The organism is Streptomyces sp. CBMA123 (assembly GCF_014596465.1).
GTDB lineage: Bacteria > Actinomycetota > Actinomycetes > Streptomycetales > Streptomycetaceae > Kitasatospora.
In genome coordinates this window covers 1-10,842 of the sequence record NZ_MECK01000177.1, presented here as the reverse complement: position 1 = coordinate 10,842, position 10,842 = coordinate 1, and the positions used below count along the sequence as shown (strand labels likewise).

The window sequence follows — 10,842 nt, the reverse complement described above, 5'->3', positions numbered from 1 at the left end:
GCCCTCGGCCACCGCCGCACCGCCCGCGACCCGCACCCGCAGCCGCTCACCGCCCCCGGCGACACCGGCCCGCGGGCCGTCCTCTCCTTCGCCGGCCACCTCACCAACCCGCGCGAGCTGCGCGACCGGCTCACCGCCGCCGGGCACCGCGCCGTCACCGGCGGCGACGCCGAGGCCGTCCTCCAGGCCTACCTGGCCTGGGGTGAGGACTTCGTCACCCGGATCGAGGGCGGCTACGCGCTGGCCCTGTGGGACCCCCGCCGCGAGGAACTGCTGCTGGTCCGCGACCGGATGGGCGTCAAGCCGCTGTTCTACGCGACCACCCCGGACGGCGTGCTGTTCGGCTCCGAGCCCAAGGCCGTCCTCGCCCACCCCGGCTTCCGGCCCGCCCTGGACGCCGACGGCCTGCGGGACATCCTCTCCGTCGCCCGGGTGCCCGGCCACGCGGTCTTCCGGGGCCTGCGCGAGGTGCTGCCCGGCGCGCTGCTGCGGGTCGGCCGCTCCGGTGCGAGCGAGCGGCGCTACTGGCAGCTGCGGGTCGCCGGGCACACCGACGACCTGGACACCACCGTCGACACCGTCCGGGCCCTGCTGGAGGCCGCGGTCGCCCCGCACCTGGACGGCGGGGACCTGCCCTGCTCGCTGCTCTCCGGCGGCCTGGACTCCAGCTCGCTCACCGCCCTGGCCGCCGCCCGGGCCCGCCGCCAGGGCCGCGGCCCGATCCGCTCACTGGCCGTCAACGACCAGGAGCCGGGCGCCGACGGCGCCGCCCAGGGCAACGAGGACCACCACTACGCCCGCCTGATGGCCGAGCACGCCGGCACCGAGCACGGCGAGATCTCGCTCGCCGGCCTGGACCTGCTCGACCCCGCGCTGCGGGCCTCGGTGCTCGGCGCATACGACATCCCGATCAACAAGGGCGACCAGTACGCCTCGCTGCGGCTGCTGTTCGGCGAGGCGCGTGGGCACGCCGCCGTCGCGCTGTCCGGCGAGTGCGGCGACGACGTCTTCGGCGGCTACAACTGGAACCGGCTGCCCCGGTGGATCGCCGAACCGACCTTCCCCTGGGTGGCGGAGGGCCGCCCGCGCTTCCTGGGCACCGACGTCGTCTTCGACGCCGGACTGCTCGGCAAGCTCGACCTGGCCGGCTACGAGCGGGACTGCCACCGCGCCGCCGTCGCCGAGATCGCCGCCGCCGACGCGGTGGACGACCCGGTCGAGGCCCGCTACCGCGAAGTCACCTACCTGGCGCACACCCGCCACACCCGGGTGCTGTTCGACCGCCTGGACCGCCTCGGCGCCGACGCCGGGCTCGACATCCGGGTGCCCTTCGCCGACCCCCGGCTGGTCGAGTACACCTTCAACGTCCCCTGGGCGATGAAGGCCTTCGACGGCCGGGAGAAGAGCCTGCTGCGGGCCGCGATGAAGGACCTGCTGCCCGAACCGGTGGCGATGCGGGTCAAGACCCCGTACCCCAACCTGCGCGACGCCGGCTACGACCGGGTGCTGCGGGAGCGGCTGGCCCGGGTCGCGCTGGACCGGGACAGCCCGGTCGCCCCGCTGCTCGCCCCCGGGCTGCGCGCCGCGGTGGCCCGCGACGGCGCGGACGCCCTGGTCGCGGGCGTCGGCCGGGCCGCGCTGGAGACCGCCCTGCAGACCGACGCCTGGCTGCGCGCCTACCGGGTCGAACTCCACCTCTGAGCCGGCCGAGCAGCCCCGACCCCTGAGCACCCCGCCCGCCCCGGCGGACGTCCCGAAGGAGCCCCATGGCCGCGACCCTCGCCGCGCCGCCCGCCCCGCCCGCCCGCCTGTGGACCCGCAACTTCGGGCTCTACTTCACCGCCCGCACCGTGGCGGTGCTGGGCGACACCATGATCCCGGTCGCGACGACCGTGGCGATGCTCGCCCTCGGCTTCGGGGTGGGCGCCGTCGGCGTCGCGCTGGGCGCCTGGATGGGGGCGTTCGCCCTGTTCGTGGTGTTCGGCGGGGTGTTCGCCGACCGCTTCCACCCCCGGCCGCAGATGATCGCCGCGGACGCGCTGCGCTGCGCCGTCCAGGCCGGCCTGGCGGTCTGCCTCTGGCTCGGCCACCCGCCGCTGGGGCTGCTGGTCGCCGGGTCGGTGCTCGGCGGGCTCGCCACCGCGATGTTCCAGCCGGGCCTGACCAGCCTGGTGCCGCAGGTCGCCGCCGACCCGCAGCAGGCCAACGGCGTGCTGCGGGTCAGTCAGGGCGTCGCCACGATGGCCGGTCCGGCGATCGCCGGCACCCTGGTCGCCGCGGTCTCCCCGGCCTCGGTGTTCGCCGCGACGGCCGCCACCTTCGTGCTCAGCGGACTCTGCCTGGCCGCCCTGCGGCTGCCGTCCATCGAGCCCGACCGCACCGCCTCCACCCTGCAGAACCTGCGCGAGGGCTGGACGGCGTTCCGCTCCCGTTCCTGGCTGTGGTCGGTGATCCTGATCTGGTGGGTGCTCGGCGTCTCGGTCTGGGGCCCGATCACCCCGGTCGGCGCGGTCTCCATCATCGGCGCCCACGGCAAGGCGGCCTTCGGCTGGGCGGAGAGCTCCTTCGGCGTCGGCTGCGTGCTCGGCGGCCTGGTCGCGATCCGGCTGCGCCCGGCCCGTCCGCTGTTCGGCGGGGCGCTGGCCATGCTGCTGTTCCCGCTGATGCCGCTGTCCGCCGCCCTGGTGCCGGCGGTGCCGCTGCTGATGCTCGGCTACCTGATCAGCGGCATCGGCTGGGCGTTCTGGGGCGTCCAGTGGGCGACCTCGGTGCAGACCCAGATCCCGGCGGACAAGCTCAACCGGGTCGCCGCGTACGAGATCGCCGGGTCCATCCTGGCCGTCCCGCTCGGCCAGGCGGTCGCCGGGCCGGCCAGCGACCTGGTCGGCGTGCACCGGCTGCTGTTCCTCGGCGCGGCGGTCAGCCTGGGCTGCGTCCTCGCCCTGCTCGCCGTCCGCCCCGTCCGCCGGCTGCCCCGCGTCGACGGCTGACCAGGGCTGCCCCGCACCCCCACACGCAGACCCCCACCAACGACAGGAGACCGTCCATGCCCCACCGCCTGACGGTGATCGGCAGCGGCTACCTCGGCATCACCCACGCCGCCTGCATGGCCGAACTCGGCCACCAGGTCCTCGGACTGGACATCGACGAGGACCGGGTCCGCCGCCTCAACCAGGGTGAACTTCCCATCCACGAAAAGGGGTTGGCGGAACTGCTGGTCCGCAACCTGGCGGCCGGGCGGCTGCGCTTCGGCACCGACCCGAAGGAGGCCGCCGGCTTCGGCGACCTGCACTTCCTCTGCCTCGGCACCCCCCAGCGCAAGGACTCCGGGGCCGCCGACCTCTCCCAACTCGACGCCGCCGTCGACGCGCTGGCCCCGCACCTGGACCGGCCCTGCGTGGTGGTCGGCAAGTCCACCGTCCCGGTCGGCACCGCCGAGCGGCTGGCCGCCCGGCTCGCCGCCCTGGCACCCGCCGGGGAGGCCGCCGAACTCGCCTGGAACCCCGAGTTCCTGCGCGAGGGCCACGCCGTACGGGACACCCTGGCCCCCGACCGGATCGTCCTCGGGGTGCGCCCCGGCCGCGCCGAGGCCCTGCTGCGTGACCTCTACGGACCGCTGGGCGACATCCCGACCGTGGTCACCGACTACGCCACCGCGGAACTGGTCAAGGTCGCCGCCAACGCCTTCCTGGCCACCAAGATCTCCTACATCAACGCGATCGCCGAGGTCTGCGAGGCGGCCGGCGCCGACGTGGTCCGGCTGGCCGACGCACTGGGCCATGACGACCGGATCGGCCGGCGCTTCCTCGCCGCCGGGCTGGGCTTCGGCGGCGGCTGCCTGCCCAAGGACATCCGGGCCTTCGTCGCCCGCGCCGAGGAGTTGGGCGTCGGCGAGTCCCTGGAGTTCCTGCGCCAGGTCGACGCCGTCAACCTGCGCCGCCGCACCCGGGCCGTCGACCACGCCCGCGAACTCGCCGGCGGCTCCTTCACCGGCCGCAAGGTCGCCGTGCTCGGCGCCGCCTTCAAGCCCGAGTCCGACGACATCCGCGACTCGCCCGCCCTCGACGTCGCCACCGCGATCGCCCGCGCGGGCGGCCAGGTCTCGGTCTACGACCCGGCAGCCCTCGACAACGCCCGCAAGGCCCGCCCCGACCTCGGCTACGCCACCTCCGCCACCGACGCCGCCCACGGCGCCCACGTCGTGCTGCTGCTCACCGAGTGGCGCGAGTTCGTCGACCTCGACCCCACCGCCCTGGGCCGCCTGGTCGCCACCCGCGCCATCGTCGACGCCCGCAACGTCCTGGACCCCCACACCTGGCGCACCGCCGGCTGGACCTACCGCTCCCTCGGCCGCCGCTGACCGCACCCGGAACACGGATCACAGGCGACCGGAGCGACTCCTGGGCGAGTCGTGCGAGTCGGGCGAGTCGGGCGAGTGGGGTGAGTGGGGCGCGCTGGTGCCGGGTGGCCGGGGCGGCCGGCGGCCGGGGCCGTCGAGGGGACTTCATCGGGATGTCATCGGTCGCTGCGACGGTCATCGGGTGACCTCGGTCGACCGCGTACCGCGTTGGACAGCGGACGGGTGGGCCAACTGCCTTGGGAGGATTGAATGCGAGCACGAAAGATGGTGGCCGCGGCAGCCGGACTCCTGCTGACCGTCGGGCTGACGGCGGCGCAGGGGGCGGCGGCGCAGGCGGCCACCGAACGCGTGGCGGCCCCGTGCGACGGCACCTACACGATCGTCGTCGGGGGCACCGGCAGCTCGTGGAACAACGACGGCTTCACCGGCAACATCCAGCAGCACGTCGGCTACCCCACCCAGATCCCCAACGGGGCGAGCACCCGGGCGGGCGTCAACGAGCTGAACCGGCTGGTCCGTGACCAGCGCGCCGCCTGTCCGGATCAGCACGTCAAGATGGCCGGGTACTCCCTGGGGGCCGGCGTGGTGCACGTCTGGGTCACCGAGAACTGGCAGAGCTTCGGCAACGTCAACGCCATCCTGATCGCGGACCCCAAGCGCCAGGGCCCGCCCGGAGCCAACGGCGGGGCGGTGCCGTTCGGCGGCATCATCGGCGCCCCGCTCGCCGGTGCCGACAAGTTCTTCGGCAACATCCCGGTCAAGACGATCTGCCACTGGGACTACGTCTGCGACGAGTCCGCCGGCATCTGGACCTACCCGTACAACCACATCCACAACTACCCCGAAGACTTCAACATGGATCACCACAACGACAGCGCCAACGAGGTCTGGTACAACGGCGCCTGGTACCCCGCGTAACCACGGTGCGCTCGTCGGCCACCGCCCGGCCGACGAGCGCCCCCCGGGCGGGCGACCGCTTCATCGGGTTGTCATCGGCCCTCCCTAGCCTGGCCGCGTTCAGTCAAACGCCCGGACCGACAGGGGAAGGACGGCCCGATGGCACGGAGGAAACACCGGAAGAAGCTGCCGGTCGCGGTCATGGCCGCGATGGCACTGATGGGCACCATGGCGGCGGTCGGGGCACCGGCCGCCACCGCCACCGCCGCATCGGGGCCGGACAAGCCGACGATCCGTTACACCGAGTACGGCATCCCGCACATCATCGCCTCGACCCTCGGGGGGATCGGCGAGGGCTACGGGTACGCCGCGGCCAAGGACAACATCTGCACCCTGGCCGACACCTACCTGATGGTCAACGCCCAGCGGTCCCGCTACCTGGGGCCCGACGGCAGGACGAGCCCCGGCCAGAACCAGAACACCACCACCAACCTCAACAGCGACCTGTACTTCCAGCGGATCAACGACAACCAGGTGGTGGAGCGGCTGCTCGCCCAGCCCGCCCCCAACGGGCCGGAGCCGGAGGTCAAGGAGGCCATCAGCGGCTACGTCCAGGGGTACAACCGGTACCTGGCCGAGACCGGTGTGAACAACATCTCCGACCCGGCCTGCCGCGGTGCGGCCTGGGTGCGGCCGATCACGGAGCTGGACGTCTACCGGCACGCCCACGCCGAGATCATCATGGGCGTCGCCGACCCGCTGCTGGACGGCGAGGTGAACGCCACGCCCCCGGGGGCCTCGGCCGCCGCCGCGCCGGCCGCCGCGCCGGCCGCCCCGGCGGCCTCCCCGGAGGAGACCGCGGCGAAGATCAGCGAGGCCATCGCCGCCAGCCATCAGCAGGGCGCCATGGGCAGCAACGCCCTGGCGGTCGGCTCGCAGGGGGTGTCCCCGGGCACCGGCACCAGCATGCTGCTGGCCAACCCGCACTTCCCGTGGCAGGGCAAGAACCGGATGTGGCAGAGCCAGCTGACCATCCCGGGCAAGTTCAACGTCTCCGGGGCCAGCCTGCTCGGACTCCCCGCGGTGAACATCGGCCACACCGACGACGTCGCCTGGAGCCACACGGTCGCCACGGTGGCCCCGTTCGGGCTGTTCGACGTACAGGTGGACCCGCTGCACCCGACCAACTACCTGGTGGACGGCGTCTGGACGCCGATGACCTCCCAGCAGGTCGGCGTCGACGTGCGGAACCCGGACGGCTCCATCGGCCGGGTCACCAGGACGCTCTGGTCCACCCGCTACGGCCCCATCACCACCGCGATGCAGGGCTACCCGCTGCCCTGGGTGGTGAGCGCCCACGCCGTGCGCGACGCCAACATGGACAACCTTCGGGCCCTGAACACCTGGTTCCACCTGGACCGGGCCAAGGACGTCAACGACGTGGTGAACGCCCTGGAGACCACCGAGGGCGTGCCCTTCTTCAACACCGTCGCCACCGACCGCAAGGGCAACGCGCTGTACGCGGACATCCAGGCCGCCCCGAACATCACCGACGAGCACGCCCAGTCCTGCCTCACCCTGACCGGCCAGGCGCTGTTCAACCAGGTACTGCGGCTGCCCAACGTGCCGCCGATCTCCATCTTCGACGGCAAACGCAGCGAGTGCGACTGGCCGAACGACCCGAACGCCGTCGCGCCGGGCCTGCTCGACCCGCACAAGCAGCCGCGGCTGATCCGGTCCGACTTCGTGGGCAACGCCAACGACAGCGCCTGGCTGGCCAATCCGGACCAGCCGCTGGCCTTCCCCCGGGTGATGGGCGACAGCGCGACGCCCCGGACGCTGCGCACCCAGGAACTGATCCAGACCGCGCGGAACCGGATCGACGGCAATGACGGCCTGCCCGGCCGGGGCTTCACCCCGGAGAACATGCGGCAGTTGCTGTTCGCCGACAACGGCAGGGCGGCCGACCTGGGCCTCAACGCCACGGTGAGCGCCTGCCAGGGCGCGCCGTTCGGGCTCGTCCTGGTGGACGGAAACCTGGTCAACATCAGCGAGGCCTGCCCGATCCTGGCCGCCTGGAACCACAAGTTCAGTGCGGACAGCCGGGGTTCACTGCTGTTCGAGAACTTCTGGTACCTCCTGGGCAACGGGCAGGCGATCGAGAAACTGCCGTGGAAGGTCCCGTTCGACCCCAAGGACCCGGTGCACACGCCCAATTCGCTGGACGCCGGGAACGACGCCGTCCGCAACTCGCTGGCCCGGGCCGTCCTGGCGCTGCGCAACGCGGGCATCCCGTTGAACGCGCCGCTGTCGGACTCCCAGAAGATCACCCGCAACGGCGAGCAGATCCCGATCCACGGGTCGATCCACGAACTGGGCGTGCTGAACGTGGTCACGTTCGGCACGGTCGACGGCAAGCCGGACGTCACCTTCGGCTCCAGCTTCATCCAGCAGACGAGCTTCACCGCCGACGGCCCGCCGCAATCCGCCTCGCTGTTGACCTACTCCCAGTCGGCCAACCCGAACTCGCCGCACTTCTCGGACCAGACCAAGCTGTTCTCGGCCGGCCAGTGGGTGACCGAGCGGTACACCGAGGACCAGATCGCGGCCTCACCGGCCCTGGAGACCAAGGTGCTGGACTGATGGCCCCACGCCGCGCAACCACGACACCCACGAGGGGGAACACCGTGACGAGTCCATGGAGTCGATGGCGCACGGTGGTGGCCCTGCTGGCCGCCGTCGTGGCGACGGCCACGACGGCGGGTACGGCACGGGCCGCCGGCGGCACCGGGGCGCCGCCGCCGATGGCGGACAGGTTCGGCCTGACCCAGGTCGAACCGGCCGTGGGCGGACCGACCGACTTCTACCTCACCGTGACCACGCCCGAGGTCACCGGCAAGCACCACATCAAGATCATCCTGCCGAGCGGCTACTACGACGACCCGGCCAGGCGCTACCCCGTGCTGTACTTCCTGCACGGTTCGCCCGACGACCCCGTCCAGCAGAACTACCCGGCGCTGACCAGCTCGAACGCGATGATCACCGTCATCCCGGACGGCGGCGCCCGGGGCTGGTACACCAACTGGCTGAACCAGAACACCCAGCTCGGCGCCCAGAACTGGGAGAACTTCCACCTCGACCAGGTGATCCCGTTCATCGACGCGAACCTGCGGACCGTCGCCACCAAGAAGGGCCGGGCCGTCGCCGGCGTCTCCATGGGCGGTTTCGGGGCCCTCCACTACGCCCAGGACCGCCCCGAACTGTTCAGCCAGACCGCGTCCCTGTCCGGAGACATCGACCTGTCGGCCGACTCGATGGACCTGCGGCTGGCCGTCGTCGCCTCCCTCATCGACGCGCAGGGCGCGCTCTGCGGCTCGGCCTCCGGATTCTGCGGCGACCCGGGCAACGACCCGTACAAGCCCGGCGTGGACAGCGACGCCCTGTTCGGCACGCCCTACCCGGTGTTCAACGCGGACTGGCGGTGGAACGCCGCCGACCCGTCGCAGCACATGGACAAGCTCGCCGGAGTCGGCGTCTCCGTCTACGTGGGCAACGGCCGCGGCGTGCCCACCGACCTGGAGTTCTGGCTCGAAGGCGCCTCCAAGCACGTCAAGGACCACATGGACGCCCTGGGCATGCCCTACTACTACGTCGACTACGGCGACGGCTCCGCCTGGGGCACCCGGTGCAACGGCGGCCACAACGGCGGCTGTTGGGAACAGGACCTCAGGGACCTGATCCCCCGGCTGGAGCGGGCCTTCGCCTCCTGACCACGACACCCCGGCGACCGCGACACCCCAGTGACCGTGACACCCCCGCCGGCCTGGGCCTCACCGTGCGACCGCGGTGAGGCCCAGGCCGGCCTCGTCCCCGCGCAGGATCATCTGGTACGTCCGCCGCAGCATCCGGCTCGGCGGCACCCCCAGGTCGTCGGCCAGCCGGCGGCGGGCCCGGTCGAACACCGCCAAGGCATCGGCCTGCCGACCGCACCGGTACAGCGCGCCCATCAGCAGCGCGGCCACCGGCTCGTTCAGGGGGTGCTCCGCGGACAGGGCGAACAGCTCGGCGATCGCCCCGGCGTACTGACCCAGCTGCAGCTGCCATTCCGCCTTCCGCTGCGCGACGGCGATCCGGCGCTCGGCGAGCCGCAACCGCTCCAGCTCGGCGAGCGGACCGGGCAGGCCGGCCAGCAGCTCCCCGCGGAACAGGTCCAGCGCCTGGGCACAGAGGCGGACCGCCTCGGCCGGGTCGCCCGCCCGATGGGCCGTGCCGGCGTCGGTGACCAGACCCTCCATCCGCACCAGGTCCACCTCGGCCGCGCCGGAGACCAGCCGGTAGCCGCACCGATCGCGCTCGATCACCGACTCCGGGCTGTCCCCGATGCGCAGGGTCTTGCGCAGCCGGTAGATGTGGACCGGCACCACGTTGGTGACCGGCGGCTCCAACCCCCAGACACCGTCCAGCAGTTCCTGCTGACTGACGGTCCGCCCCGCGCGCAGCGCCAGCGCCGCCAGCACGGCCTGCTGGCGCAGGTGCCCCAGGTCGAGCGGCCGCCCGTCCTGCCAGGCCCGCAGCGGTCCGAGCAGGGAGATCTGCACCTTCGGCCCGGCGCCCCGCCGGGCCGTGTGCTGCGGCACCGGGCCTCCCACCCGGGTGCGGGGGCCGCGGCCGGGGGAGACCAGCCCGCAGTCGAAGGCGTGGACGATGGCGGCGGCCCGGTCGCGCAGCCCCAGCTTCCCGAGGATCCGCGCGAGCTGTCCGGCCACGGCGTCCTCGGCGATGGCGAGGGCGGCGGCGATCTCGTCGTCCCGCAGGCCGCAGCCGACCGCGCGGAGCACCTCGCGCTCCTGGGGCCCGAGCACGGCGGTGCTCGGCCGGCGGGTGGTGGCGGTCGTCGGCATTGCTGCTCCCTGGACTCCGGGCCGGCCGGTCCGGCGGACGCGGTCGACGGTAGTGACGGGGGCTCAGGGCACGGAATCCGGAACGATCCGGAGGCGCGCGGACGACGGTCCGCGCCACGGGCACCAGGTCACGCGCGCCTGGTCAGGGGGCGGGGCCCGGTCAGGGGTACCTGTCAGCGGTGCCTGGTCACGCGGCCCGGTCCGGGCTACCCGGTCCGGGCTACCTGGTCAGGGGCAGCCGACCAGGCCGGGCCGGTCCTTGGTGCGGACGGCGGGGAGCCAGGCGGTGGCGGGGCCGGGGAGGCGGATCCGGTACCAGAGGGTGGAGGCGCGGTCCTCCTCGTCGATGATCGGGAGGCCGGAGGTGAGTTGGCAGTCGGCGTCGAGGACGTCGTCGTGCCAGACGCGGGTGGGGATGACGTTGTCGGCGGTGTACGGGCGCAGCGGGTCGACGGCGAGGCCGAGGCTGCACTGGGGGTCGCGGTCGGCGCGGTCCTGGCAGCTGCGTTCGGCGTTGAACACCCTGATGTGAGCCGCGCGTTCGGTCGCCAGTCCGGCCGGCTGCCGGGCCGGAGCGGGGTGCGGCCAGAGCACGGTGGCGGTGGCGGTCACGGCGGCCGTGACGCAGGCGGCGAGGACCAGCAGGGCGGTGCGCGGTCGTGGGCGGCGGCCCGGGCGGTGGGC

At 73.3% G+C, this 10,842-nt stretch carries 7 protein-coding genes and 1 pseudogene; 6 read left to right on the top strand and 2 right to left on the bottom strand.

Translation table 11 applies throughout. The features are described from left to right. The 6 genes from asnB to BG452_RS20515 all read left to right on the top strand — a co-directional run. Positions 1–1,701 (top strand): asparagine synthase (glutamine-hydrolyzing) (asnB, locus tag BG452_RS20540; protein ID WP_188305799.1); only part of this gene is annotated, 1,701 nt, incomplete at its 5' end. A 65-nt stretch (positions 1,702–1,766) separates the two neighbouring features. Next, positions 1,767–2,990 carry an MFS transporter gene (locus BG452_RS20535; RefSeq protein WP_188305798.1) on the top strand — a complete coding sequence of 408 codons (1,224 nt, stop codon included), beginning with the start codon at positions 1,767–1,769 and terminating at the stop codon, positions 2,988–2,990. A gap of 56 nt (positions 2,991–3,046) precedes the next feature. Continuing rightward, positions 3,047–4,360: a UDP-glucose dehydrogenase family protein gene (locus tag BG452_RS20530; RefSeq protein WP_188305797.1), complete on the top strand. Its 1,314-nt coding sequence runs from the start codon at positions 3,047–3,049 to the stop codon at positions 4,358–4,360. 249 nt (positions 4,361–4,609) lie between these two features. Continuing rightward, on the top strand, positions 4,610–5,278 hold the full coding sequence (locus BG452_RS20525; protein ID WP_188305796.1) for a cutinase family protein: 669 nt from the start codon (positions 4,610–4,612) through the stop codon (positions 5,276–5,278). A gap of 138 nt (positions 5,279–5,416) precedes the next feature. Then, the gene (locus BG452_RS20520) at positions 5,417–7,900 is read left to right on the top strand and encodes a penicillin acylase family protein (protein ID WP_188305795.1); all 2,484 of its coding nucleotides are present in this window, start codon (positions 5,417–5,419) and stop codon (positions 7,898–7,900) included. 44 nt (positions 7,901–7,944) lie between these two features. Continuing rightward, complete coding sequence (locus BG452_RS20515) at positions 7,945–9,027, top strand: alpha/beta hydrolase (RefSeq protein ID WP_411292978.1); 1,083 nt, start codon at positions 7,945–7,947, stop codon at positions 9,025–9,027. Between the two features lie 60 nt (positions 9,028–9,087). Here BG452_RS20515 and BG452_RS20510 read toward each other — a convergent pair whose 3' ends face one another. Then, positions 9,088–10,158 (bottom strand): AfsR/SARP family transcriptional regulator, encoded by a 1,071-nt coding sequence (locus tag BG452_RS20510; protein ID WP_188305793.1) that lies wholly within the window; start codon positions 10,156–10,158, stop codon positions 9,088–9,090. 228 nt (positions 10,159–10,386) lie between these two features. Further along, a pseudogene (locus BG452_RS20505) lies at positions 10,387–10,842 on the bottom strand (serine/threonine protein kinase); the annotation flags it as partial.

Coding starts and splice junctions, on each gene's coding strand:
- BG452_RS20535 (WP_188305798.1), top strand. CDS start 1,767: ATGGCCGCGACCCTCGCCGCGCCGCCCGCCCCGCCCGCCCGCCTGTGG.
- BG452_RS20530 (WP_188305797.1), top strand. CDS start 3,047: ATGCCCCACCGCCTGACGGTGATCGGCAGCGGCTACCTCGGCATCACC.
- BG452_RS20525 (WP_188305796.1), top strand. CDS start 4,610: ATGCGAGCACGAAAGATGGTGGCCGCGGCAGCCGGACTCCTGCTGACC.
- BG452_RS20520 (WP_188305795.1), top strand. CDS start 5,417: ATGGCACGGAGGAAACACCGGAAGAAGCTGCCGGTCGCGGTCATGGCC.
- BG452_RS20510 (WP_188305793.1), bottom strand. CDS start 10,158: ATGCCGACGACCGCCACCACCCGCCGGCCGAGCACCGCCGTGCTCGGG.